The sequence below is a fragment of the Iodidimonas muriae genome (assembly GCF_014647255.1).
Lineage (GTDB): Bacteria > Pseudomonadota > Alphaproteobacteria > Sphingomonadales > Rhodothalassiaceae > Iodidimonas > Iodidimonas muriae.
Window position 1 is genome coordinate 77,954 of the sequence record NZ_BMOV01000002.1, and the last position, 25,155, is coordinate 103,108.

The 25,155-nt window shown below is 56.6% G+C and carries 21 protein-coding genes and 1 other RNA gene; 17 read left to right on the forward strand and 5 right to left on the reverse strand.

From position 1 onward, the window contains the following. Positions 1–55: 55 nt before the first annotated feature. The 5 genes from IEX96_RS02815 (at position 56) to IEX96_RS02835 (ending at position 6,584) form a co-directional block, all read left to right on the forward strand. Positions 56–1,984: an alpha-amylase family glycosyl hydrolase gene (locus tag IEX96_RS02815; protein WP_188873453.1), complete on the forward strand. Its 1,929-nt coding sequence runs from the start codon at positions 56–58 to the stop codon at positions 1,982–1,984. 1 nt (position 1,985) lies between these two features. Beyond that, positions 1,986–2,888, forward strand: a complete 903-nt coding sequence (locus IEX96_RS02820) for an ROK family protein (RefSeq protein ID WP_150004163.1) — start codon at positions 1,986–1,988, stop codon at positions 2,886–2,888. Positions 2,889–2,971: 83 nt separating this feature from the next. Further along, positions 2,972–4,330, forward strand: coding sequence for a cytochrome P450 (locus tag IEX96_RS02825; protein WP_150004164.1), 1,359 nt, complete (start codon positions 2,972–2,974; stop codon positions 4,328–4,330). 37 nt (positions 4,331–4,367) lie between these two features. Beyond that, complete coding sequence (locus IEX96_RS02830) at positions 4,368–6,029, forward strand: GMC family oxidoreductase (protein WP_150004165.1); 1,662 nt, start codon at positions 4,368–4,370, stop codon at positions 6,027–6,029. Between the two features lie 123 nt (positions 6,030–6,152). Further along, positions 6,153–6,584, forward strand: coding sequence for an FKBP-type peptidyl-prolyl cis-trans isomerase (locus tag IEX96_RS02835; protein WP_150004166.1), 432 nt, complete (start codon positions 6,153–6,155; stop codon positions 6,582–6,584). A 181-nt stretch (positions 6,585–6,765) separates the two neighbouring features. Here IEX96_RS02835 and IEX96_RS02840 read toward each other — a convergent pair whose 3' ends face one another. Then, positions 6,766–8,205, reverse strand: coding sequence for a M20/M25/M40 family metallo-hydrolase (locus IEX96_RS02840; protein ID WP_150004167.1), 1,440 nt, complete (start codon positions 8,203–8,205; stop codon positions 6,766–6,768). A gap of 144 nt (positions 8,206–8,349) precedes the next feature. Here IEX96_RS02840 and ettA point away from each other — a divergent pair, with 144 nt between their 5' ends. From ettA to IEX96_RS02865, 5 genes are all read left to right on the forward strand, one after another. Beyond that, positions 8,350–10,002, forward strand: coding sequence for an energy-dependent translational throttle protein EttA (gene ettA / locus IEX96_RS02845; RefSeq protein ID WP_150004168.1), 1,653 nt, complete (start codon positions 8,350–8,352; stop codon positions 10,000–10,002). A 245-nt stretch (positions 10,003–10,247) separates the two neighbouring features. After that, complete coding sequence (locus tag IEX96_RS02850) at positions 10,248–11,738, forward strand: sensor histidine kinase (protein ID WP_150004169.1); 1,491 nt, start codon at positions 10,248–10,250, stop codon at positions 11,736–11,738. Positions 11,739–11,851: 113 nt separating this feature from the next. After that, positions 11,852–13,288, forward strand: a complete 1,437-nt coding sequence (locus IEX96_RS02855) for a leucyl aminopeptidase family protein (protein ID WP_150004170.1) — start codon at positions 11,852–11,854, stop codon at positions 13,286–13,288. 63 nt (positions 13,289–13,351) lie between these two features. Next, entirely contained in the window at positions 13,352–13,717 is a 366-nt protein-coding gene (locus IEX96_RS02860) for a MarR family transcriptional regulator (protein WP_150004171.1), read from the forward strand. 106 nt (positions 13,718–13,823) lie between these two features. After that, the gene (locus IEX96_RS02865; protein WP_188873454.1) at positions 13,824–14,630 is read left to right on the forward strand and encodes a C40 family peptidase; all 807 of its coding nucleotides are present in this window, start codon (positions 13,824–13,826) and stop codon (positions 14,628–14,630) included. 74 nt (positions 14,631–14,704) lie between these two features. Here the strand turns inward: IEX96_RS02865 and IEX96_RS02870 are convergent, their stop codons facing one another. The 3 genes from IEX96_RS02870 to nudC form a co-directional block, all read right to left on the reverse strand. Next, entirely contained in the window at positions 14,705–15,259 is a 555-nt protein-coding gene (locus tag IEX96_RS02870; RefSeq protein WP_229773538.1) for a c-type cytochrome, read from the reverse strand. 220 nt (positions 15,260–15,479) lie between these two features. Continuing rightward, on the reverse strand, positions 15,480–18,212 hold the full coding sequence (locus tag IEX96_RS02875; RefSeq protein ID WP_150004175.1) for a M1 family metallopeptidase: 2,733 nt from the start codon (positions 18,210–18,212) through the stop codon (positions 15,480–15,482). Positions 18,213–18,269: 57 nt separating this feature from the next. Continuing rightward, entirely contained in the window at positions 18,270–19,223 is a 954-nt protein-coding gene (gene nudC, locus IEX96_RS02880; RefSeq protein ID WP_150004176.1) for an NAD(+) diphosphatase, read from the reverse strand. A gap of 204 nt (positions 19,224–19,427) precedes the next feature. Here nudC and IEX96_RS02885 point away from each other — a divergent pair, with 204 nt between their 5' ends. The 7 genes from IEX96_RS02885 (at position 19,428) to IEX96_RS02915 (ending at position 24,020) form a co-directional block, all read left to right on the forward strand. Beyond that, positions 19,428–20,012, forward strand: coding sequence for an RNA polymerase sigma factor (locus IEX96_RS02885; RefSeq protein ID WP_229773491.1), 585 nt, complete (start codon positions 19,428–19,430; stop codon positions 20,010–20,012). Continuing rightward, complete coding sequence (locus IEX96_RS02890; RefSeq protein WP_150004178.1) at positions 19,996–20,391, forward strand: DUF6768 family protein; 396 nt, start codon at positions 19,996–19,998, stop codon at positions 20,389–20,391. The genes IEX96_RS02885 and IEX96_RS02890 overlap by 17 nt, the downstream gene beginning before the upstream one ends. A gap of 210 nt (positions 20,392–20,601) precedes the next feature. Further along, an RNA gene (ffs, locus tag IEX96_RS02895) (signal recognition particle sRNA small type) lies at positions 20,602–20,696 on the forward strand. A 189-nt stretch (positions 20,697–20,885) separates the two neighbouring features. Continuing rightward, positions 20,886–22,679: a DNA polymerase III subunit gamma/tau gene (locus tag IEX96_RS02900; protein ID WP_150004179.1), complete on the forward strand. Its 1,794-nt coding sequence runs from the start codon at positions 20,886–20,888 to the stop codon at positions 22,677–22,679. Further along, positions 22,676–22,999: a YbaB/EbfC family nucleoid-associated protein gene (locus IEX96_RS02905; RefSeq protein ID WP_150004180.1), complete on the forward strand. Its 324-nt coding sequence runs from the start codon at positions 22,676–22,678 to the stop codon at positions 22,997–22,999. The genes IEX96_RS02900 and IEX96_RS02905 overlap by 4 nt, the downstream gene beginning before the upstream one ends. A 4-nt stretch (positions 23,000–23,003) precedes the next feature. Beyond that, the gene (recR, locus tag IEX96_RS02910; protein WP_188873455.1) at positions 23,004–23,627 is read left to right on the forward strand and encodes a recombination mediator RecR; all 624 of its coding nucleotides are present in this window, start codon (positions 23,004–23,006) and stop codon (positions 23,625–23,627) included. A 15-nt stretch (positions 23,628–23,642) separates the two neighbouring features. Further along, entirely contained in the window at positions 23,643–24,020 is a 378-nt protein-coding gene (locus IEX96_RS02915) for a DUF2237 family protein (RefSeq protein ID WP_150004181.1), read from the forward strand. 117 nt (positions 24,021–24,137) lie between these two features. On the opposite strand, the gene IEX96_RS02920 is transcribed toward IEX96_RS02915, so the two are convergent. Further along, positions 24,138–24,932, reverse strand: coding sequence for an MlaA family lipoprotein (locus IEX96_RS02920; protein WP_188873456.1), 795 nt, complete (start codon positions 24,930–24,932; stop codon positions 24,138–24,140). Between the last annotated feature and the right edge of the window lie 223 nt (positions 24,933–25,155).

Genomic DNA, 25,155 nt, shown 5'->3' on the forward strand with positions numbered 1-25,155 from the left:
GCGCCCAACGGTTCCGTGCGGCCATATGCGCTGCCATTTGATGCAGGATCGGACTATGTCTCTTCAAACAACGCCGGAGCGGATGCAGGCGGCGGACCTTGATGGCATCGGCCTTGATGACGCAGACAAAGCCCTCTTTGCGCTAAGAAAACAGATCTTTGGCCCTGATGCCGATGCGGCCCTGAAAGCGCTTTACGGCCACCGGGCCGATTTTCAGGATTGGTTGGCGCGGTTTTACGACATTGCAGCCCAAGGCCTTGCCAATCGCTCGGCCGAATTGCGGGAACTGGATGCCAAGCGGGTTTATACCCCTGATTGGTTTCAAAAGCCCCATATGCTGGGCTATTCCGCCTATGCGGACCGGTTTGGCGGCACCTTGGACGGGGTGCGCCAGCGCCTTTCCTATTTAAGCGATCTGGGCGTCACCTATCTCCATTTGATGCCTGTCACCTGCCCACGGGAAGGGGAAAGTGACGGCGGCTATGCGGTGGCCGATTATGAACGCATCGATCCCCGCCTTGGCACCATGCAGGATCTTGAAGCGCTGGCCAGCGCCTGCCGCAAGCACGGCATCAGTCTTGTCAGCGATCTGGCGCTCAACCACACCGCCGATACCCATGAATGGGCACAGGCCGCCCGCGCCGGCGATCCGGTTTATCAAGGCTATTATCATTGCTTCCCCGACCGCCAAGTCCCTGATCAGTATGAACAAACGCTGGAGGATGTGTTTCCCGCCAGTGCGCCGGGCAACTTCACCCATATCGCCGAAATGGATCAGTGGGTCTGGACCACATTCTATCCCTATCAATGGGATCTGAACTATGCCAATCCGGCCGTCTTTGGTGAAATATTGCGTATCATGCTGGTTCTGGCCAATCGCGGGGTCGAGGTCTTGCGCCTTGATTCCGTGGCCTTCATGTGGAAACGCCTGGGCACGGATTGTCGCAATCAGCCTCAGGTCCATCATTTGTTGCGCGCCTTTCGCGCCCTGACCCGCATAGCCGCTCCGGCTTTGGCTTTAAAGGCAGAAGCCATTGTGGCGCCAGAACATCTCACCGCCTATCTGGGCGAAGGCAAATATGCGGGCGAAGAATGTCATTTGGGCTATCATAATACCTTGATGGTGCTGTTGTGGTCGGCCTTGGCGGAAGGACGCGCCGAACGGCTGACAGAGATGCTGCGGCGGATGCCTGCCCCCCCCGCCAATACAAGCTGGATCACCTATATCCGCTGCCATGATGATATTGGCTGGCCGGTTCTGGATGTGGACCGCGAGGCCCAAGGCCCAAGCGACCATGTGCGGTTTTTATCAGATTTCTATGCGGGTCGGGTCGCGGGCGGCTTTGCGCGCGGACAATCTTTTCAAACCGGCGACGACCGCGCCGTTCATGGCAGTTCGGGGATGCTGGCCTCTTTGGCGGGGCTGGAAGCCGCCCTTCAAGAGAGCGATGAAACCGCGATCGATCTGGCCTTGGCGCGTATTCGGCTTTTATACAGCATTATCTTCGCCTTTGGCGGCATTCCGCTTTTGTATATGGGCGACGAATTGGGGATGCTCAATGATTACAGCTATGAAACCGACCCTTTGAAGGCGATAGACAGCCGTTGGCTGCACCGCCCCGATATGGACTGGAAAACCGCCGAAATGCGCCATGACAGCGGCAGCATCGCAGGGCGGGTTTACGACATGACACGCACTTTGATTGCCTGTCGGGCGGATTTTCCAGCCTTGCATGGGGATACACCATCGCGGCCTTTGTCTGGCGACAATCCCCATATATTCATGATGCGGCGATCCGGCGCCCGCGGGCGGCTTCTTTTGCTGGCCAATTTCGCGCCCAACCCACAATCTGTTACCATCAAGGCCATAAACGCCGCACGCTTTCGCTTTCCCTTGCAAGACCGCCTGACCGGGCAGACCTATGAGGGAAGCGGAGATCTTGTGCTTGGCCCTTATGACACGGTCTGGCTTGAGGAGGTCTGACATGACACAGCCAGCGCTTTTGGGTGGCATAGAAGCAGGCGGCACAAAAACCATCTGCCTGATCGGCACCGGACCGGATGATATCCGCGCCCAGATACAGATGCCCACCCGCACAGCGGATGAAACTATCCCCGATATTGTGGCATTTTTCCGCGAACGCAGCGCAGAATTGGGGCCGGTCGCCCGCGTGGGGCTGGCCAGCTTTGGCCCCATTGACCGCGATCCCCTCTCTGCCACTTGGGGGCATGTGCTGACAACGCCCAAAACCGGATGGGCAGGCACGGATTTTGCCGGTGCGGTGGCGCGGGCGCTGGATGTGCCGGTGACATTCGATACCGATGTGAACGGGGCCGCATTGGCGGAAGGGCTGTGGGGCGCGGCGCAAGATGTGGCCGATTATGCCTATCTGACCGTGGGCACCGGCATTGGCGGCGGCATTGTTGCCAATAACCAGCTTGTGCATGGCGCCATGCATCCCGAACTTGGCCATATGGCGGTGCCCCGCGATCCAGAAACCGATCCTTTTGAAGGCCATTGCCCCTTTCACGGCGATTGTTTGGAAGGATTGGCCTCCGGCCCGGCCATAGAAGCACGCTGGGGCCATCCGGCCTATGACCTGTCGGCGGATCATCCGGCATGGGCCATGGAGGCGCAGTATTTATCTGTGCTGGCGGCCAATTTGATCCTGATGCTTTCCACACGGCGCATCTTGTTTGGCGGTGGCGTGATGGCGCGCAACAGCCTGTTTGCCGCCCTGCGCGCCCAAACGAAAGAGCGGCTCAAGGGCTATCTGACGGTTTCGCCCTTTGATGGCGATTTGACGGATGTGATCATGCCACCCGGCCTTGGCAAACGTGCCGGCCCTTTGGGTGCATTGGCGCTGGCGATAAAAGCAAACGCCTAAAACAAGCACGCCGGTTTTGGTGGGAGAGGCATGGACCATAAGCAGATATAGTCTGGCTTGGTTCCACCTTAAAAGGCACCCCCATGGCCAACACGGCACCAGATGTGCAGCATCCCTTGAACGCCGGCAGATTGGATCATATCCCCGGTGAAAATGGCTGGCCGGTCATCGGCAACAGCCTGGAAGACCTGCGCGATCCCCGGGCCTATACCCGCCGCATGCTGGATCGCTATGGCCCTGTTTATCGCCATAAACTTTTCTTCCATGAACAAGTGAGCATGATCGGCCCCGAGGCCAACGAGTTCTTTTTGCTCGACCGTGAACAGGCCCTGTCTTCGGAGCAGGGCTGGATGCCGTTCTTGAAAGATCTGTTTCCGCGCGGCCTGATGTTGTTGGATTTCGACGAACATCGCGCCCATCGCAAGATCATGACCGTGGCCTTTAAAACACCGGCCATGAAGCATTATTGTGAACGGCTGAATCTGGGGGTGCCCGCACGCATTGGCGCATGGGGACAGGCCGGGCGGTTCCGTTTTTATGATGCCATCAAGGCGCTGACACTGGATATGGCCACCGATGCCTTTCTTGGCATGAAGCCCGGCGGGCAATCGGCCAAGGTGAACACCGCCTTATCGGATATGGTGGCGGCATCGGTGGCCCTGTTCCGCTATCCTTTGCCCGGCACGCTTTATGGCCGGGGTGTTGCGGGACGGCGGTTTATGATCGCCTTTCTGGGAGACTTGATCGCCAAGCGGCGGGGCGGTGCGGGCCGCGATACCTTTAGCCTGCTATGCAATGCAAAGGATGAAGACGGCAACAGCTTCACCGATCAACAAATCATCGACCATATGAATTTCCTGTGGATGGCCGCCCATGACACCATCACCTCATCGGTGACCACCCTTGTTTATGAATTGGGCCGCAATCGGGACTGGCAGGAAAAACTGGCCGCTGAATGTGACACCATCGGGGGAGAGCATTTGGATTATGGCGATCTCGGCCGGTTGGAGCTGGTGGATTATGCCTTCAAGGAAGCCATGCGGTTGAATGCTCCGGTGCCTGCCTTGCCGCGGATGACGGTGCGCGATACCGAATTTGGCGGCTATGCCTTACCCAAGGGAACATTGGTGGGGATTTCCCCCACCTTTGTCCATCGCATGCCTGAACTGTGGCCAGAGCCGAACCGCTTCGATCCCATGCGCTTTTCCCAGGAAGGCGGCGTGCGAGACCGTCATAAATATGCGTGGGTTCCCTTTGGCGGCGGGGCGCATATGTGTCTGGGGCTGCATTTTGCCACCATGCAGGCAAAAATCATTCTGTTTCATCTGCTGCGGCATTGGCGGATTGAATTGGACAGACCCGATTATGAAGCGCATTTCCAGATCATGCCATTGACCAAGCCAAAATGCGGCCTGCCCGTGCGGCTGGTGCGGCGGTCATAGGGCCTGAGAACTTCAGGATAACGGGGAAGGAGGGGAGATGGAGGCGTTTGATTTCATCATTGTGGGTGCGGGATCGGCGGGGTGCGTGCTGGCCAATCGGCTGAGCGAAAATCCGGACCACCGCGTCTTGCTGCTGGAGGCCGGACCAAAAGACAGCAATCCCTTCATCCATATGCCTTTGGGCTATGCCATGACGCTAAAGTCCACCACCCTCAATTGGCAATTTCCCACGCTTCCAGATCCCCATACCCACAACCGCATCCATAAATGGCCGCGCGGTAAGGCGCTGGGCGGGTCATCATCCATCAATGCCATGATCTATATTCGCGGCAATCCCGGTGATTATGATGGCTGGCAACAAATGGGCTGTACCGGCTGGGGAGCATCGGACGTGCTGCCCTATTTCATGCGGTCGGAAGATTATCAGCATGGCCAACAACCGGGACATGGCGTTGGCGGGCCGTTACCGGTGCGGGAACCCGCCTATGTCCATCCCATGTCAAAGAAACTGATGGACGCCTGCGCCCAGTTCGGCCTGCCCAAGCGCCATGATCTCAATATCGGTGTGCAAGAAGGGGTGGGCCTGTGCCAGTTCACCATTGATCGCGGCGCGCGGATGTCCACGGCACGGACATTTTTACGCCAGGCAGCCCATCGCCCCAATCTGGACATTCGCACCGAAGCGCTGGCCCATAACATACTATTCGAGGGAAAACGCGCCTGCGGTATTCGCTATCAGCATGCCGGAAAAATCGTGGATGTTGCGGCCCGGCAAGAGGTGATTTTGTCCGGCGGCACGGTCAATTCCCCGCATCTGTTGGAACTTTCCGGCATTGGCGATGCGGCACGGTTGAACGCCATCGGCATCTCCCCCTTGGTGGATCTGCCCGGCGTGGGCGAGAATTTGCAAGACCATTATAATGCGGCGCTAAGCTGGCAGTTTAAAGCGGGAACCCCTTCCATCAATGCCATGGCACGGGGCTTGCCGCTTTTGGGATCGCTGATGCGCTATCTGTTGCGGCGTGACGGGATGATGTCGGTGGGGCCGGCCCATGTCACCGCTTTTGCCCATACACGCCCCGGCCTGAAAAGCCCCGATATCCAGTTCCACGCCACCCCTGCCACCCTGGATGGGGACGCCTATGCGCAAAACGAGCTGGTTTTCCACAAAGAACCGGGGCTCACTTTGGGGGCCTGTGTGCTGCGTCCGGAAAGCCGCGGCTCCATCCATGCCAAAAACGCCGATCCGCAGGCTTATCCCGAAATCACCGCCAATTATCTGGAAACGCAAACGGATCAGGAAACCATGGTGGACGCCTTGAAACAAACGCGCGAGATCATGGCCCAACCCGCAATCGCACCCTTTGTGGAAAAAGAACGCGACCCCGGCGCAGCGGCACAAAATGATGCCGATTTGCTGGCCTTCGCCCGCGAAACGGGCACCACCATTTTTCATCCTGTGGGCACCTGTGCCATGGGGCCTGCCGATGACAAGCGCGCGGTTTTAACACCGGATCTGAAGGTCAAGGGCGTTCAGGGCCTAAGGGTGGCCGATGCCTCCATAATGCCGCGCCTTGTTTCGGGAAATACCAATGCACCGGCCATCATGATCGGCGAAAAAGCCGCAGACCTGATTTTGGGAAAAGCCCCACCGGCGGCAGTTGCATGGCCCTGCCATGGGGAGCAGCCCTCCGGTTGAGCAAGGCATCGACCGAAAAGGGGCTTTTTTTGCCACTTGCATTGACTTTTAAGGCCGAAACCCTGACGTTCAGGCGGTGAACTACGCAACTCTACACGCAAAAGAAGTCCTAGGAGAGAGATTTTGTCCACGGCAAGCACGGGTGACACCGTCAAGGTCCATTATACCGGTACGCTCGACAGCGGCCAACAATTCGACAGTTCGCATGACCGCGAGCCCATTTCCTTTGAACTCGGCAAGCGGCAGGTGATTGTCGGTTTTGAAACCGCAATTGAGGGCATGGCTCCGGGCGAGACAAAACAGGTGAAAATTCCCGCCGACGAGGCCTATGGCCAGCGCCGTGATGATCTTGTTTTCGCCGTGCCGCCCGATCAGTTCCCTGCGGAAATGAAAGCCGAAGAAGGCATGCGGGTCACCGGCACAACACAGCAGGGCCAGCAAGTTGAAATGATGATCGTCAAAGTGACGGAAGAAACCATCACTTTGGATGCCAATCATCCGCTTGCCGGTCATGATCTGACATTCGATCTGGAACTTGTTGAAATTGTTGGATAAGTCCAAACTTTAACAACAAGAAAACCCGGCAGGTTCTGTTCCTGCCGGGTTTTTTTATGGGCAAGGTCCGCCCCGTATCCAAATTGTTTTCACAGGTTCCCGGCTTTGGTTTGATGTCATAAGACATCAGAAAAGCTTGGGACGATGGATGCCGGGCGAATCGGTTCCTTATCCCTGTTTTTTAATTCTGCGTCCCCGCCTGTTCGGGCGCATCCGCTTGTGGGCGGAACTCCACATCCAGATTGGCGGCCAACCACGCAAACACCGCATAAGCAGCGATATTTTGCTGAATATCGGCAAGATCGATTTTATCGAAGGTGTCGTTTGCCGTGTGGTGCAGATCGAAATAATCGGTCCCATCCTGATAAAGCGCGGCCACCGGAACACCAGCCATACGCAACGGAATCACATCAGGGCCGCCCCCCGCATCATTGGCACCGCGCCCGATCCCCAAAGGCCGCAATTGGCGATGAATGGCATTGGTAAAGGGCAGGTCTTCTTCACCCACACGGGTGCGGAAATCCCAGACCCTACCGGCTCCGAAATCGGATTCGGCGGCAATCACATGATCGGCCAATTCGTCCTTATGCGCTTCGGCATAGGCCCTTGCGCCCAAAAGACCCACTTCTTCGGCCCCCCACAGCACAAGACGAATGGTGCGCTTGGGAGCAAAACCGCTGTCTTTGATCAGCTTTAAAGCGGCCGTGGTAATGCCAACGCCGGCACCATCATCCACAGCGCCGGTGCCCAGATCCCAGCTATCCAGATGGCCACCGATCACAATGATTTTTTCCGGCTGCTCGGTGCCTTTGATCTCGGCAATCACATTGCCCGATTGCACCGGTCCAAGGGCTTTGGGGGTCAGGGTCATATGCACCTGTGCGGTGCCGCGCTCCAACAGTCGGGCCAATTGATCCGCATCGGGATTGGACAAGGCGGCGGCAGGAATTTTCGCAATGCCGTCCTTATAGCGTGTGCCGCCGGTATGGGGAAAACGGTGGCTATCGGTGCCCACCGAACGGATCAGAACCCCCACGGCACCCTTTTGGGCCGCAACGGATGGTGAATTGCCGCGAATATAGTTGGTGTTGCCATAGCCCGAACCATCTTGCGAGCGATAAAGCTTCAGATCAACAAACGCGATCTTGCCATCAAGGCTGCCTTTTGGAGCGGCTTCCAGTTCATAAAGATCGGTAAAGCGCACCACTTGCGCTGTGATGCCGTCTTCCGGTGTGGCCACAGATCCGCCCAGAGCGGTGATATGCAAGGGCTGGACCGCCTCGCCCACAATTCTGGCCGTTTCCACGCCACGCGCCCAGCCATCCATGGTGAACGGTTCGATGCGGGCCGTTTCAAAGCCCAGATCCTTTAGCGTCTTCAGCGCCCATTGGCGGGCCGCGGCTTCCCGGTCACTGCCCGCAAGGCGCGGTCCGATCTCTGTGGTCAGCCCCTCGATCAGCTTATATCCTTGCTGGTCTGAAAGCCCTTTGGCCCGCAGCTTTGCCGCCTGTTCAACGAGGGCCGGATCAAGCGTGGCAACGGATGACGTTTGCGCCCCCGTGGGGGTGGTCGCAATGGCGGTGGATAGCACAAGGCATGCGCCCAGGATCATGCGCTTCATCGCATGCGTCTCCTTTTTATTCCAATCAAAGGCCAGACGTTAACCGCCTTCCGGGTTATCTCCAAGCCTGCCGATTGCGTGAAACCGGCGAGTGCGGTATGGAGCGCGTGAAATTCTTGTCGTTTGAAAGGTTCGGTGTACGTCATGGTTCAGTATGTTTTCCACATGCAAGGCCTCAACAAACAATATCCGGGGGGGCGTCATGTCCTGAAGGATATTCATCTCAATTTCCTTCCCGGTGTGAAAATTGCCGTGATCGGCGTCAATGGCTCGGGGAAATCCACCCTGATGCGGATCATGTCCGGTATCGACAAGGACTTCACCGGCGAGGCCTGGGCCGCAGAGGGCATCCGTACCGGCTATCTAAGCCAGGAACCCTATCTGGACCCGGAAAAGGATGTTTTGGGCAATGTGCGGGACGGTGTGGCCGCGCAGCAGGCCATCCTTGATCGCTATAACGAGATTTTGGCGGATTATTCCGACGAGGTGGCCGATGAAATGGCCCGCCTGCAAGACGAGATCGACGCCAATAATCTGTGGGAACTGGACAATCAGGTCGACATTGCCATGGACGCCCTACGCTGTCCGGCCGGTGATGCCGATGTCACCACATTGTCCGGCGGAGAGCGTCGCCGGGTGGCTTTGTGCCGCCTGTTGCTGGAAAAACCCGATCTTTTGATGCTGGATGAACCGACCAACCATCTGGATGCCGAATCGGTGGCGTGGCTTGAGCGCTTCTTGCAAGAATATAAAGGCACCGTGGTTCTGGTGACCCATGATCGCTATTTCCTCGATAATGTGGTGGGCTGGGTTTTGGAACTGGATCGCGGCCACGGTATTCCCTTTGAGGGCAATTACTCGCAATGGCTGGAAGCCAAACAAAAACGTCTCTCCCAGGAAGAGCGCAAGGAAGAAGCCAAGGAAAAGGCACTGGCGCGGGAACTGGAATGGATCAGATCCAGCCCCAAGGCGCGGCAGGCAAAATCCAAGGCGCGTATCCGGGCCTATGATGAAATGCTGCAAGAACAGCAGGAAAAGCTGTCGGGCACCGCGCAAATCAAAATGCAACCTCCCGGCCGTTTGGGCGGCAAGGTGATCGAATTCGAAGGTGTCTCCAAAGCATTTGGCGATCGCCTGCTTTATGAAAATCTCACATTCTCCCTGCCACCGGGCGGCATTGTCGGGGTCATCGGCCCCAATGGTGCCGGGAAAACCACCTTGTTCAAGTTGATCACCGGCGAAGAAACCCCCGATGCCGGCGGCATCACCATCGGTGAAACGGTGAAACTGGGCTATGTGGACCAAAGCCGCGATGCTTTGGACGACAACAAAACTGTTTGGGAAGAAGTGTCTGGCGGCGACGATGTGTTCTATTTCGGCAAGACCGAGATCGCCACACGCTCTTATGTGGGGGCCTTCAACTTCAAGGGGTCGGACCAGCAAAAGAAAGTGGGGCTCCTGTCAGGCGGGGAACGCAACCGCGTCCATCTGGCAAAGATGCTGCGCAAGGGCGGCAATGTGTTGCTTTTGGATGAACCCACCAACGATCTGGATGTGGAAACCCTGCGGGCTTTGGAAGAAGCCTTGGAAAACTTCGCCGGATGCGCCGTGGTGATCAGCCATGATCGCTTCTTCCTTGACCGATTGGCCACCCATATCCTCGCCTTTGAAGGCGACAGCCATGTGGAATGGTTCGAAGGCAATTTCCAGGCCTATGAAGCGGATCGCAAGCGCCGTCTTGGTGATGATGCCAACACACCGCACCGCTTGAAATTCAAGAAATTCGACCGCTCCTGAAGCGGCCCGAACACTGCGAAAACAAGAATGCCGGGTGCTTGTCGCCCGGCATTTTCACATGGAAAGAAAAAACCGGCAGGAGAGCGCATTAAAAACACATCTATATTTTGTAAATATATAAAATGCAGCTATACTTCAACCGGGACAAAAAAATATCGGGCCACCACTTTTGAAGCTGCCGAAAAAGGGAAGACCGCAACACAAGCTGCACGTCTCGGAAACCCACGTCCACCAAGGCAGAACACATGACCGCCACAGCGAGTCAGAAAACAGAAAAAAAAGAGGCACAAGAGCCTCTTCCGCCCGGCAAGCATGGCACGCGTTCTGTCTTGAGCAATCTGCGCATCCTGATCTATTTGATGGCGCTTACCGGACTGACGGGCCTTTTTGGCGGATGGGAAATCCACAAAATCGGGACATTGCACAAGCTCAATTATCTTCATGTAAAATACAATCAGATGCTGGTGCAGGATCTGGAGGTATTTCGCAAAGGAGCGGAACCGATCAATCAGATGCGCCGTGATGTCCAATTGATCCGGGAACAACCCATTGCCTGCCTCGAGATCATCGGCATGGTTGAAAAGGTGGTGTTGTCAGCATTCCAGATCTTGCGGGCCGTACAGGTTTGCCACGACGATCTAAAGCTGACGACGGAGGTTCTTTCCACCCTTGATGCTTATGAAGCCGGGCGATTGTCGCGGCCTGCATTGATCGATATTTTGGAGCAGGCGGTTGTCCAGATCACCAACCATTCCCTGCAATTCGAACCCCTTGTGGAAGATGCGGAAAATGCGGTTCTCAAAACAACAATAACGCTGCTCATCCTGATGGCATTGGTCATTCCCATCGTGGGCATTTTTGTAAGCCGCGCCGTATCCAATGATTGCCAGGAACTGGTCAGAACCCAAAAACGGCTGATAAAAGCCCGCAAGGAAGCGGATGAAGCCAATCTCGCCAAGTCGAAATTCCTAGCACATATGAGCCATGAACTCAGAACGCCCCTAAATGCCATTATCGGTTTTTCCGATCTGATGGCCCTGGAGATTTACGGCAAGCTAGGCGATTCGCGCTATCGGTCATACGCGACGCATATCCGCGAATCTGGAAAGCATTTATTGCATATTATCAATGATTTGCTTGATCTGAGCAAGGTCGAGGCGGGCAAGATGGAATTGCAGCTGAAAAGGACCGAGATCAAGCCACTCATAAAAGACGCGCTAGAGCTTGTGGCGCTGGAAACGAAACAGAACAGCCCCACCGTCCATATCGCCTTGCCAACCCATCCGCCGCGCTTGCTGGTGGACGAACGGTTGGTGAAACAGGCTTTGGTCAATCTCATCAGCAATGCGGTGAAATTTACGCCAGACACCGGCGAAGTCCGTATCAAAGGCTCTTTGACCAAAGATGGACGCTTCCTTCTCGACATTTCAGATAACGGAGTGGGCATGACCGAAAGCGAGTTGGCAATCTGCAAGCGGCCCTTTGGGCAAATTCACAATCACGTCCGGGACGATCAGCACGGAACAGGCTTGGGGCTGCCTTTGGTCAATCTGTTCATGCGGCTTCATGATGGGCAACTGGAAATTTCTTCACAAAAAGGCAAAGGCACCAAGGTGCGCCTGATCTTTCCTGCCTGTTGTGTGCTAACGGCCCAGGAAATGGCGGCGCAAACACTGGCAACGCAGGCGCGAACCACACAGACAGCGCCAACACAGATTGACCGCCGCGTCATTTAAACCACAATACCCCCACTGACTATCGGGCCTATACGCCCCCCACATCCTCTGGATGTTATCGGGGGTCTTGTCGTATAAACGGCGATCATCCTTGCCCCTCGCATAAAAAGAGCATGCCTGTGACCTTTGACCCCAATAGCTTTCTTGAAATCAATGACCACGAACAGGCCATTCCGGTGCTTGCCCTGTCTGTTGCAGCGCATGCGCAATGGCGCAAAACCGCGCCTGCCGATGTGCAGCATTGGGAAGATTTGCAAGGATTCGAGGCCAAAAAGGGAGCGGTGATGTTTGTGCCGCCAACCGCCCAAAGCGGTGCGGCCATTGTGCTGGGACTCGGCGAAAATGGCGATGTCAATGCGCCGGACCCGTGGGGCTGGGCTGCCCTTGCCGACCGGCTGCCGCCCGGTATCTATCGTCTGCCCGAAGGCATGCCAGGCATGGCACAGGAAATGGCCGCTCTGGGCTGGGCCTTGGCGCAATATCGTTTTCGCCGTTATCTGAAACACAGCGATCAAGGGGCACAAACACCGGATAAACCAAAACGCCTGCTCCTTTCCGATAAAGGGGCCTGGGAAAGGGCCACACGGGAAGCCGCCGCGGTAGCACTGGTGCGCGATCTGGTGAACACCCCCGCCAATGACATGCTCCCCTCTGATCTGGAGCGGGAAAGCCGGACCTTGGCCGACCGTTTCTCTGCCACGGTGACAATAACCACCGGCGATGCCCTGCTGGATGCCAATTTCCCCGCCATCCATGCGGTGGGGCGGGCATCTGCCGATGCGCCAAGGCTTATCGATCTGCGCTGGGGACGGGAAGACGCGCCAAGACTCACTTTGGTGGGCAAGGGGGTGTGTTTCGATTCAGGCGGACTGGACATCAAGCCCGCAAACGGCATGCGCCTGATGAAAAAAGACATGGGGGGGGCCGCCCATGTTTTAGGATTGGCGCAACGCATTATGAGCGACAAACTGGATGTGCGCCTGCGGGTGCTGATCCCGGCGGTAGAAAATGCCATTTCAGGCACAGCCTTTCGCCCCGGCGATATCATCAAAACCCGCAAGGGCCTGTCCGTAGAAATTGGCAATACCGATGCGGAAGGCCGCTTGGTCCTGGGCGATGCCCTGACATTCGCCTGCGAAGAAACACCGGATCTTTTGCTAGACTTTGCCACACTTACCGGCGCGGCGCGGGTGGCACTGGGGCCGGATCTTCCCGCCTTTTTCACCGCAGATCACGATTTGGCCGACCACTTCGCCAAAGCCGCAGCAAGCACCGGCGATCCTTTATGGCGGCTTCCTTTATGGGAGGCCTATCTGGACTATCTGGATAGCAGCGTGGCCGATATCGCCAATGCCGGAGACAGCCCGTTCGGCGGGGCCATCACGGCTGCGCTTTACTTATCGCGCTTTATCACCCCGGAGGTGACATGGGCGCATTTCGATGTTTATGCGTGGAACCAAAAGCCGCGCCCCGGTCGTCCGGCAGGCGGCGAGGCCATGGCCCTGCGGGCTGCTTTTTCTGTGATTCAGGATCGATTCGGTGCATCCTGACTTGTCTTTGACAAAAAAACCGATACGCTAGCGAAACGAACCACGTATCGAGGGATACCGGATATGACGGATCGCACGCTGTCCGACCATTTGGGCCTATGGCACCGCGCACTTATTGGCAGTGTGCGCTCTGATGCACCGGATCTGACCACCAGGCAGATGGCTATTCTTCTTTCGATTTATACCACAAGCCCTCCGCATACCGTGCGGGGATTGGCTGCAGAACTCGGGGTGGCCAAACCGGTGATTACTCGGGCTCTGGATACATTAAGCGTATTGGGATATGTGCGGCGCAAGCGCGATGAACAGGATCGACGCAGCGTTTTTGTGCAGCGAACGGTGAAGGGCGCCGTTTTCTTGAGCGAATTTCGCGATATTCTGGCACAAGCGGATGACCCCTCGTCGATCCGACTAACGGCATCCCGGTAACCTCTTGCGATGACATCATCTCCGAAAGCCTGATATGACATCCCCGAAAAGAGATCCTCGTATCACACCGGCTCGGCCGGATTTGGCCGCTCGCTTTCTGGAGGGCATGGTCGAAGCAAGCCGATTCTCCGAAGGCCAACCCTATGTGGTGGTATCAGGCACCACAGCCTTGCGATCGCAAGCCAGTGGCACCGGAGCACAGGTCAGCGAGCTTTTATTCGGTGAACGCTTCACCGTTTATGAAGATCGCGGGGGCTGGGTATGGGGGCAATCGGCGCGTGATGGTTATGTAGGCTATGCCGAACGCACAGCCGTTGCACCCGATCCGTCTTCAGGCCTGCCTACCCATATGGTCAGCGCCCTTTTTGCCCATTTGATCCCCACGCCAGACTTGAAGACCAGCGCCCTTGCCTTGCTGCCCATGTCGGCGCAACTGACCTTGGGCGAATTGAGCCCATGTGGCGGTTATCGGAGGGTGCAGGAATATGATGGCTGGATTTGCGTGCGCCATATCCGGCAGATCGGCGAGCCCAATGGAGATTATGTATCCATTGCCGAGCGCTTTTTTGGTGCGCCTTATTTATGGGGCGGGAAAACAGCAAGCGGCATTGATTGCAGCGGCTTGGTGCAGGTAGCCATGGCCGCGGCAGACATAAGCATGCCCCGCGACTCAGACCTTCAGCTGACAGCTTGTCGGCACCGGCAATGGACAGCCATAAAGCGCAATCATGCCCGGCGGGGCGACCTGGCGTTTTTCCCCGGCCATGTGGGGATCATGGTAGACCATGAAACGCTGCTGCACGCCAATGCCACCAATATGGCGGTAACGGTGGATCCATTAACCGATGTGATTGATTGGGTGGGCCGCAGCGAAGAACATCCCTTTAGCGGGCTTTATCGCCAGCCCGAATAAGCACGCACCAGCCCCTATATGACAAAAGAGCCGTGCCGGGAATTTTCAAGAATCCCCGGCCCCGCGATTTTGTTTTATTCCGACCCGGCTTCCTCTTCCACCGCAGGAAGGGGCAGCGGTTGATCGGATTGGGCACGCAAAAAGGCGATCACATTGGCACGATCAGTCGGTTTGCGCAGGCCAGCAAAGGCCATTTTGTTGCCCGGAATGGCTTCATTGGTGTTCAAAAGCCACGCATCAAGCTGTTCATAGGTCCATTCACCGCCATGATTGGCCAAGGCATCGGAATAGCCAAAGCCCGGTTTGGACCCGATGGCGCTTCCCACAATGCCAAACAGATTCGGGCCGATTTTATTGGCCCCATCCTTATCATAGCTGTGACAGGCGGCACATTTGGCAAAGGCACGCTGGCCCTTGTCGGCAGAGGCTTGCGACAAAAGCATGGCCAAAGACGGCCCTTCGGGCTCGGCTTCCTTTTCCGTGTCCTCACTGGCCACATCCGGCAAGGCCACAGCATAGGCCGGTGTTTCTGGGGCCTCTACATGAAACCGCCCTTCGGTCAAAATAGCACTGCCTTTGACCAACAAAAGCGCGATCAGAATGCCCGCAAGGGCTTTGTTCACCGTCATCGTATCCACGAACTATGCTCCTCCTGCCCTGGTCTTTTTGAACGACGCTTTGGGCGGCGCAGACCATAGACCGACAGCGGCCCCTATCGCAAGCCGCACCAACTTTGCGGTCTTCTTATCGTGCTGTCCGCTTTCATGCAATGCGACAGATGGTCATTTTATAAGAGAAAGGCCGGGAGGACACCCCTCCCGGCCTGATTTCATTGAAATAACGTCTCGATCAGCGTGCGCTGAAATAGCTCGTTACTTGTTCAGCCTTGGCATCCACAAGGGCCGCGCAGAGCCGGATACGCTCCAATGTTTGCGCCAATTCCCGCGGGCCGCCTTCCAGATCGTCCACCTTATCGGCAAAGAAGGCATTTACTTCCTCAGCCCGTTCTACGGAGCAAAAACCACTGCCCATATTGGCAATAGCCCCTTTGCGCCATGTCGGGATACGGGGCAGCAAAACATCCAGATTGCCTTGCACCCATTCCCACATGGCTTCCCGCTGTTCCGAAACGCCCACCTGAGAAAAGGCAATCAGAATCGCTTCATTGTCGCGCACCCGCTCGTCTCCGATCACCGAACGCATCAGGCTCGCCACATCATCGGCTGGCGACGTGGCCAAAGCGCCCAAGGCCCGTTGACGGAATGTTGCATCGCGTGAGGCAAGGGCACGATCCAGCAAGGTCTGGGCAAAGTTGAAATCTTCTTCCTCAACGGCCACAGCCAGCGCTGTTCCCACAATCCCCGCATCCAAGGCACTGTTATCGAGTTCTTCGCCATCGCCAAGATAGGCTTTGGCGCGCTCGACCAAGGTTGCACGCAAGGCTTCATCTTTCCCCAGATTCGCCATGGCACTGACAAGAGAGCCACGCAGCAAGTGGGTTTCACCGGTTTCGCCTGCCGCTGCCTCAAGGCCAAGGCTTTGCAAACGGTCGCCATAAAGATCCCGCACAAGGGCAGAAATACCGTCTTTGGCAGCCTCGCTTTGAGCCAAACGACCATACATCAAGCCCAGATCGGATACTGGCTGGGTTGCCACTTCGCGGTTATCCGCCTTTGCCAGAATACCGAAGGCATCCACCATCGTTGCGGTCGATGCATCATCCGAACGATATGCGGCGGACAAAGAACCCAAAAGCGCCTGTGCTTCCCGCTCGTTCAGCGCATCGAAATTGCTAAACAAAGCCGACCAGCCCTGTTCATCCAGCGCCATGCGGTAATAGCCCGAACCATTGTCATTGGGCATCAACCAGGCCGGGCAGCTTTGTGACGGAAGCTCTATTGTGGCTTCCGCTTCGCTCAAGACCGTGCAAAAGCGATCGCGACCTTCCGCTGTGCCATAAGCCATGCACACCGGAATTTTCCATGTCTGGTCGCGGTCACCCTCTGATCCAACGGGGAAATAACGCGATTGGTTTAACGTGACGCGAGGAATGGCATCGCCATCACAGGACAGTTCCGCCCGCACGATAGGCACACCGGGCTGGAACAGGAAGCTGCGGAACGCATCCACAACATCAGGGCGGTTTGCCCCATCAGCCAAGGATTGCATGAAGTCGTTCACATCCGCCACATCATTGGCAAAACGCTCCATATGCAACCGCACACCTTCGCGGAAGGCATCTTCGCCCAAAAAGGCTTCAAACATGGCCAGAACGCCGCCACCTTTGCGGTAAGTGATGCCATCAAAGGCCGTGGCAATATCATGATTGGAGCGGATCGGTTCACGGATCTGGCGCGCAGTGGCAAGGCTATCGGACCCCATAACGCCCAGTGCTCCCCGGAACGTGGCGGTAGAAAATCCCCGACCCGGAAAGGCCATGTCTACGGACTTGTTCCCCATCCAGGTAGCAAAGGATTCATTCAGCCAGATATCGTCCCACCATTTGGGCGTAACCAGATTGCCAAACCATTGATGGGCCAGTTCATGGGAATGCACAGAGGCATAGGCCCGTTTTTGACCTTCCGACACTTGCGATCCATCGCCCAGCAGCAAAAGCTGTTCGCGATAAGTGATGGCCCCGACATTTTCCATGGCCCCGGCCGCAAAATCGGGAACGGCGATGATGTCCAGTTTGGGATAAGGGAAGGCCACATTGAAATAGCGCTCCTGGGCTTCAATGATGGCTTGGGTGTTTTCCAACGCATAACCAAGCTGGTCGCCTTTGCCCTTGGCGGCCACACCGCGCAATGGCAACGGACGATCGCGCACCTCATTGGGCGGCAAATCGCCAAAATCCACCACATCCAAAGGCCCAACTGCAAAAGCAATCAGATAGGTGGGCAAGGGAGGCGTGGTTTCATAATGACGGGTGACAAGACCATCGCCGGCATCTGTTTGCGAGACTTCCGGCGTTGCGGTGATTACCGTATCGGTGGCTTTGGCGGTTACGGAAATATCGAAAGGCGTTTTGAACGCCGGTTCATCAAAGCTGGGGAAGGCCAGCCGCGCCGACGTGGCTTCAAACTGGGTGAAGGCATAATCTTCACCCCCTTCCGTTACTTTATAAAGCCCTTCCAGCGCGCCATTGAAGGGCGCGGTATATTGGAACGACAAAGTGGCCGGGCCTTTTGGCGGGGTGCTGTCGAGACTGATGCGGGCAATCCCCGTCGGGTCCACTTGTTCGTAACTGGCATCGATGCGCTGGTCGCCCACTGTCAACCACACATCGCTCACATCCAGATCATTGCCATGCACCCAAAGAATGGGCGACGGTTCATTGATGGCCACGTCAATGGCCACCGCACCGGAGAAACTGTCTTTGGTCGGCAAGATGGTCAGATCAAGCTGATAATGGGTAGGAACCACAGAATCGCCAAGCTGGCCATGGGGAATGGCATCCGCCGCTACCGTGGCCTGATCCTGTTCAGACGTGGATGTCTGCTTTGTTTGTGTGTCATCATCACATGCTGCAAGCGCAGAGAGTGCTGCAGCTCCTATCAGTAGTCGCCAAACGCGCATCATAAAGTCTCCCGATCCGATGATTGTTGTTTATATTGCAGCGAAGACTAACGGCATGGGTCACCCCGCGTCCAGCCACCTTTTTATTAAATGATGGGCAAGGGCAAGACGCGGCGGCACCATAAGGGCTTCGCTTTCCCCGTCCATGGCCCTTGCAACCTCCCGGCGTGTGAACCAGCGCGCGTCTTCCAACTCTGTCCGGTCCACCACGATTTCTTCGCTCAACGCCTGAGCGATAAAACCCAACATCAAATTTGAAGGGAAAGGCCAGGGCTGGCTGCCTACATAAGAAACCCCGCCGATCACGATCCCGGCCTCTTCATGCACTTCACGGCGCACCGCAGCCTCCAGCGACTCGCCGGATTCCACAAAGCCCGCCAGCGCCGAATACATACCCGGAGGAAAGGTCGGCTGACGGCCCAGAAGGCAAAAATCACCGCGCACCGGCACCATGATCGCCACCGGGTCGGTGCGCGGATAATGTTCGCTATTGCACGCCTCGCAATAGCGTTGATAGCCGCCGCGCCGGGCAACGGTGGTGCTTGAGCAACGGGCGCAAAAGCGATGCCGCGCGTGCCAGGATAAAATGGCCAGCGCTTGCGCCACGATGCCGGTAATGCCCTGATCATGGGCCGGAGAGCCGAGCTGCATGGCCAGCGACCGCCCATCAAGAAACAAAAGCGGCCGGGATGCCTGTATTACCTCGGTTGGCAGGTCCCACTCTTCGGGGCAGCGCACGGCGAACAACGGCGTTTGATCCTGTTGCACCCCCAAAAACACGCAATCGGCCTGCGCTTCGATCAGCGGGGCCATCTGTACATAAGTGCTGTAAAATAATGTGGGCGGCGTGCCACCATGAACGGCGACCTTCCCGGAGCGCACGGCCAAAAAGCGCCCTTTTTGGCAGGCCTTTAGGAGCCAGTCTTCATCGCCGCGGCGGTTTTCCGCACGGTCGAGCGGATTGCCGCAATAGGCAATCATAAGATCAGGGTGAAACAGAGCTGCATCCATCATCGCCGTTTGATGCCATATATTCCGGTTAAAACCAATTCAGAACCAATCCCGCATGAATGACCACAAGTGCGCCGTCCAGCGATTGGCAGAAAATGCTCACAAAAATGAACCCAAGAGCAACAATGACGCACCTTAATCCTGTACCGCGCAGAAACGAGCCAATCAATAAAAGCGCCGCGAACGAAAACAAAGAAGGGGCCTATCGTGCATAACGACAAAGAGCGCCTACTCGATGACTATCTGGTGACGGCGGCGCGCATTGGCGACCGACGGGCATTGGACCATCTGGTGGCCCGCTGGTCACCCCGGTTTTTGCGCCATGCCTATAGGCTATTGGGCGATGAATCCATGGCGCAGGATATGGCGCAAGAGGCATGGGAGCAGATCCTGCGCGGTCTGGCGCGATTGGAAGACGCGCGGGCCTTTCCCGCCTGGGCATATCGCATTGTGACGCGCCGGTGCGCCCGCGCCATCCGGCAATTGGAAAAACATCGGAACGGCCAGAAAGCTCTGGCCGCGGACCCAACGCCCCTCGCGTGCGACACCGTGGACAATGAACCGGCGGACAGCGCACACCGCGCCGATATGGCCCTTGTTCTGGCGGCATTGAAAACCTTGCCGGGCCCACAGCGGGCTGCTTTGGCGCTGTTTTATATGGAGGATCTCAGCATATCGGAAATTGCAATCGTGCTGGAAATCCCTGTGGGAACCGTCAAAACCCGCCTGATGCATGGGCGTTTGAAAATTCGGGACATCGTGAAAGGAACTGGTGATGACCAAATTGGATGATTTAATCGAAGACGCACTGACGCATGAAAACCAAACATTGTCGGGACACAGTGTGGAACCGGGATATTTCGCACAGGCCAAAGGGCTCTTCCATGGCCCGCTTGGCTGGGTGATGTGGTTGGTGTATATTGTGCAGGTTCTTGCCTTTGCAGCGGCTGCTTTTTCTTTTTGGCAGATGCTCATCGTTTTGGAAAGCGTAATGGCTGTGCGCTGGGGCATCGGGGCCGTTCTTTTGTTCTTGTTCACCCTGTCGGGCAAAAGCTTCATGGGCAGTCATCTGGAAGCGAACCGCATATTGCGTGAAGTGAAGCGACTGGAATTGCGCCTGTCTATGATGGAAGCCGCAAAAGCCAACGACTCAGTGGGAGAGCCAAAATGAGGATATGGTGTCTGCTTGCTTTTCTGGTGGTGCTGTTTTTGCAAAACACCCCCTGTTCTGGCTAAATCGCCAACACAAAGAACAGGGCAAAAGCCAGCCCGCCACAAAACCGGACCTGCGCTTGGCCGGGAAACGCTTACCAAACAAGGCGGACGTGCTCTTCTTGCGCTTCCCTCTTGCATCATAAAGCGGAAACACGCATATAGCGCATGGGAGCCGGTGCGGACGAACCTTTCGCCAATCCGGTCAGGTCCGGAAGGAAGCAGCCGTAACGAATTCGGTCCGGGTCGTGCCGGTTCCCACCTGATAAAATCAGCAAAACATGACAAGGTCCGTTTCAGCGTGGAAGCGGGCTTTTTTATAAGAAATCGGGGCCACGCGCCTAAAAAACACGAAAATGCCATGGAAGACTTGCCTTGATCCGGCCACGCTATGGCATAGTGTGCGCCCATGAGTGAGTCGCAATTTTCGGATAAAATGAAGGTCACATCCGCATGACCGATGGTGCCACCCCGTACCGCGTTCTGGCGCGCAAATATCGTCCTCAAACCTTTGATGCCCTGATCGGTCAGGAAGCCATGGTCCGGACGCTTGGCAATGCCATTGCCGCAGGTCGGCTGGCCCATGCCTTTATTCTGACAGGGGTTCGAGGCGTTGGCAAAACCACCACGGCGCGGCTGATCGCCCGGGCGCTCAATTGCATCGGCCCCGATGGCACAGGCAGCCCCACCACCAATCCATGCGGACAATGCGATCCCTGCCGGGCCATTGCCGAATCACGCCATGTGGATGTGATGGAGATGGATGCCGCCAGCCGTACTGGCGTTGATGATATTCGGGAGATCATCGACGGCGTGCAATATGCCCCGGTTTCCGCTCGCTATAAAATCTACATCATCGATGAAGTGCATATGCTGTCGAAAAATGCCTTCAACGCCTTACTCAAAACCCTTGAAGAGCCGCCAGAGCACGTCAAATTCCTGTTTGCCACCACGGAAATCCGCAAGCTCCCCGTGACCGTTCTGTCGCGCTGCCAGCGTTTCGATCTGCGCCGTGTGGATGCCGATGCCTTGGTAGCGCATCTGATGGGCATTTGCGAAAAAGAAGAGGCAAAAGCGGATACGGAAGCACTGGCCATGATCGCCCGCGCCTCCGAAGGTTCGGTGCGCGATGCCTTGTCTTTGCTGGACCAAGCCATTGCCCATGGGGCAGGCACAGTGGATGCGGCACAGGTGCGCGACATGCTGGGTCTGGCCGACCGGGCGCAGGTTCTGGACCTTACCCGCTCTGTGATGGCCGGAAAGCTGCCCGAAGCTTTGGCGATACTGCGTGGCCAATATGATCTGGGCGCCGATCCGGCGGTGGTCTTGTCAGACATGCTGGATAGTATTCACTGGCTGACACGGCTCAAGATCGCCCCCGAAGCCGGTGAAACAGCCGCCCCGGAGGCGGAACGCACATTGGGCGCGGAAATGGCGAAAACACTGTCCATGCCGCATCTGACCCGCGCATGGCAAATGCTGCTCAAGGGGCTGGATGAGGTGCGCATGGCCCCCACCCCCATCGCCGCAGCGGAAATGGTCCTGATCCGGCTGGCTTATGTGGCCGACCTGCCCAGTCCGGCAGAGGTCATCAAATCCCTCAACAAATCAGCGCCAAGCGGCCATATAGCCGCCACATCCGGTGCCGCACCGGCAGGTGCCGGCCCCACCGCACAAGGCTCTCCGGACACACAGCCTACAAGCGCCTTGGCACAAAACCAGTCCGCCCCCACCCCGTCCGGCGGCGCGCAAATTCTGGCCATGCGCCAAGAGAGGGAAGACGAAACCGGCGCAGACTCTCCCAAGCATCCGATACCAACGGATTTTGTCGGACTGGTCAGGCTGTTTCATCTGGAAAAAGAAGCGGTCCTTGCCACCATGTTGAAGGATCGGGTGCGGTTGGTAAGCTACCGCCCCGGCTGCATCACGGTCAGTGTGGATGAAGATGCCCCGCCCGATCTGGCGCGTCGGGTACAGGCTTGCCTGAAGCAATGGACCGGGCAGGATTGGCAGTTTGTCATCAGCCAGCAAGCGGGCGAAGCCTCGCTGCACGAGAAAGAACTTGCACATAAAGCACGGGTGCGCGAGGAAGCGCTGCATGACCCGCTGGTCGTCGCCGTGATGGACGCATTTCCCGGCGCACGGCTGGCAGAGGTGCGCGAACCCTCGGATCTGGCGGCAATGGCCGCATCCGGAACCCTGGCGCTTTTAGAAACGGATGCCGAAGGCGAGGAGATCGACCAATGAAAAATCTGGGCCAAATGCTGAAACAGGCGCAGCAAATGCAGCAGAAAATGGCGGATATGCAGCAAGCGCTGGATGCCATTGAAGTCGAAGGCCACTCTGGCGGTGGTCTGGTGGTGGTGCGCCTGTCGGCCAAGGGCGATCTGCGGAACGTAAAGATAGACCCGTCGCTTTTGAAGGCCGATGAAGGCGAGATTTTGGAAGACCTGATCAAAGCCGCCCATGCCGATGCCCGCGAAAAAGCCCAGGAACGCAGCCAGGAAGAAATGAAAAAAGTCACGGGCGGTTTGAACCTGCCCGAAGGCATGCAGCTTCCTTTCTAGGAGAATGGCCATAAATCCTCTCCCCCCCGGCGCGGGCACGGCTATCGGCATTGATGGCCTGATCGCTTTATTGGCCAAATTGCCCGGCCTTGGCCCGCGCTCGGCCCGCCGTGCGGTTTTGCAACTGATCAAAAAACGCGAAAGCCTGATGCAGCCATTGGCGCGGGCACTGGCAGAGGTGGCCGACAGTATTCGCATTTGCAGCACCTGCGGAAATGTGGATGTGCAAGATCCCTGTGCCATTTGCCGCGACCCGAAACGCGATGCCGGTCTTATCTGTGTGGTGGAAGATGTATCCGATCTGTGGGCTTTGGATCGCGCAGGATTGTTTCGGGGCCGTTATCATGTTCTTGGCGGCACGCTTTCGGCCCTTGACGGGATAGGGCCAGACGATTTGAATATCGGTCCTTTGGTTGACCGGGTGCGCAAAGGCGACATACGCGAAGTGATTTTGGCGCTCAATGCCACAGTGGATGGCCAGACCACGGCGCATTATATAACGGACCGACTTGGTGCCTTAAACGTTGATGTAACAGCCCTTGCCCATGGATTGCCAGTGGGCGGTGAACTGGATTATCTCGACGACGGTACCTTGGCCGCCGCCATGAAGGCGCGGCGCAAATTCTGATAGAAAGGCGCTTTTATGGACATGGAAGATCCGGTCAATGTGTTGGGCGGACAATTGGCAGACTGTGGCCGCGATCCCGTGACCGGCTTCTTCCGTGATGGCTGTTGTAACACCTCCGATGAGGATATGGGCAGCCACACGATCTGCGTGGTGATGACAGCAGATTTCCTCGCTTTTTCAAAAGCGCGCGGAAACGATCTGTCCACGCCCATGCCGCAATTCGGTTTTCCCGGCTTGAAGCCCGGCGACCGTTGGTGCCTGTGCGCCGCACGCTGGCAAGAAGCGTTTGAAGCCGGCATGGCCCCAAAAGTGCGGCTGGATGCCACCCATGAACGGGCTTTGGACATTGTCCGCCTTCCCGACCTGATCCGGCACGCCATCGATCTGCACTGACACAGCCTTTGGCTCCCTCGCATCACTGAGGGAGGCAAATGAAAACCCCCGGCCACCTTATAGGAGCCGGGGGTTTATAAAGGCACTGCCCTGCAATCAGGCAATCAGCTCTTTAAATTATTGCGGGAAATCACCGAAATCCTGTTCGAACAGATCTTCTTCTTCCTGCGATTGTTCGGTCTTGCCATTGGAAATTTCATATTTACGGCGTTGGCGGAAGGCCGAACGGGCAAAGGCATAAGGATCATCGGCTTTCATCAATTCCTTGATTATACCCCAATTGCGATCCCGCGCTTCTATCACCCCACCGGCTGTCCAGCCGCGCTTCGTCCATTTCTTATCGGCAATATCAAGACCAAGGCCCACCGGCTCGGACAATGTATCGCCAATGAATCCCACAGTATCGCGCGGATTGGTGGGGCCAATAATGGGCAACACAAGATAAGGGCCATCGCCCACACCCCATACCGCCAGCGTTTGGCCGAAATCTTCATCCACATTATCGATACCAAAGGCCGTTGCCGGATCGGCAATACCGCCAATCCCCAAAACCGTATTGGCCAAGAACCGCTTGGTGGCAATGCCCGCGCGCCCCGGTTCGCCCTGCAATAAAGAATTGACGATCACCAGCGGCATTTTGGCATTGGCGTAGATATTGGTCACCGCCTGACGGAAAGGATCGGGAACGATGGTACGATAGACCCATGTGATGGGCTGCAAAATCACCGTATCCAGCGCGCTGTTCACCTTCCACATGGCCCGGTTGAAAGGCTCATAAGGGTCATTTGCCTCTTCATAAGCAGCCAATGCCTCCGGGTCACTTTCCGGCGGGCGCGTGGCACAGGCAGCAACAGAAACAATGAGAAACAGCGCAAAGACGCTACGGAACAAAGAAACAAGGATTGGTTTCATAAACAGAATGGCTCCCGGAAGGGCTGACATTTTGGGGGATGGACCCAAAGAATCAGGCCCCAAGCGCCTCAGCCTTAGCAGAAAGAAAGGGCTTTGCTCAACTATGACAAAGTCCCGTCTCGTGAATTTGATGTGACGGACAGGCAATATTGCAGCGCAAAAAATCATTTACGAGACATAAAGATATGTTTATATAAGATCACCACACGATCATTACCCAAGG

Excerpts from the sequence above, each read along its gene's own strand:
- IEX96_RS02815 (WP_188873453.1), top strand. The coding sequence starts at position 56 with ATGTCTCTTCAAACAACGCCGGAGCGGATGCAGGCGGCGGACCTTGAT.
- IEX96_RS02820 (WP_150004163.1), top strand. The coding sequence starts at position 1,986 with ATGACACAGCCAGCGCTTTTGGGTGGCATAGAAGCAGGCGGCACAAAA.
- IEX96_RS02825 (WP_150004164.1), top strand. The coding sequence starts at position 2,972 with ATGGCCAACACGGCACCAGATGTGCAGCATCCCTTGAACGCCGGCAGA.
- IEX96_RS02830 (WP_150004165.1), top strand. The coding sequence starts at position 4,368 with ATGGAGGCGTTTGATTTCATCATTGTGGGTGCGGGATCGGCGGGGTGC.
- IEX96_RS02840 (WP_150004167.1), bottom strand. The coding sequence starts at position 8,205 with ATGAAGCGCATGATCCTGGGCGCATGCCTTGTGCTATCCACCGCCATT.
- ettA (WP_150004168.1), top strand. The coding sequence starts at position 8,350 with ATGGTTCAGTATGTTTTCCACATGCAAGGCCTCAACAAACAATATCCG.
- IEX96_RS02850 (WP_150004169.1), top strand. The coding sequence starts at position 10,248 with ATGACCGCCACAGCGAGTCAGAAAACAGAAAAAAAAGAGGCACAAGAG.
- IEX96_RS02855 (WP_150004170.1), top strand. The coding sequence starts at position 11,852 with ATGCCTGTGACCTTTGACCCCAATAGCTTTCTTGAAATCAATGACCAC.
- IEX96_RS02860 (WP_150004171.1), top strand. The coding sequence starts at position 13,352 with ATGACGGATCGCACGCTGTCCGACCATTTGGGCCTATGGCACCGCGCA.
- IEX96_RS02865 (WP_188873454.1), top strand. The coding sequence starts at position 13,824 with ATGGTCGAAGCAAGCCGATTCTCCGAAGGCCAACCCTATGTGGTGGTA.
- IEX96_RS02870 (WP_229773538.1), bottom strand. The coding sequence starts at position 15,259 with ATGACGGTGAACAAAGCCCTTGCGGGCATTCTGATCGCGCTTTTGTTG.
- IEX96_RS02875 (WP_150004175.1), bottom strand. The coding sequence starts at position 18,212 with ATGATGCGCGTTTGGCGACTACTGATAGGAGCTGCAGCACTCTCTGCG.
- nudC (WP_150004176.1), bottom strand. The coding sequence starts at position 19,223 with ATGATGGATGCAGCTCTGTTTCACCCTGATCTTATGATTGCCTATTGC.
- IEX96_RS02890 (WP_150004178.1), top strand. The coding sequence starts at position 19,996 with ATGACCAAATTGGATGATTTAATCGAAGACGCACTGACGCATGAAAAC.
- IEX96_RS02900 (WP_150004179.1), top strand. The coding sequence starts at position 20,886 with ATGACCGATGGTGCCACCCCGTACCGCGTTCTGGCGCGCAAATATCGT.
- IEX96_RS02905 (WP_150004180.1), top strand. The coding sequence starts at position 22,676 with ATGAAAAATCTGGGCCAAATGCTGAAACAGGCGCAGCAAATGCAGCAG.
- recR (WP_188873455.1), top strand. The coding sequence starts at position 23,004 with ATGGCCATAAATCCTCTCCCCCCCGGCGCGGGCACGGCTATCGGCATT.
- IEX96_RS02915 (WP_150004181.1), top strand. The coding sequence starts at position 23,643 with ATGGACATGGAAGATCCGGTCAATGTGTTGGGCGGACAATTGGCAGAC.
- IEX96_RS02920 (WP_188873456.1), bottom strand. The coding sequence starts at position 24,932 with ATGAAACCAATCCTTGTTTCTTTGTTCCGTAGCGTCTTTGCGCTGTTT.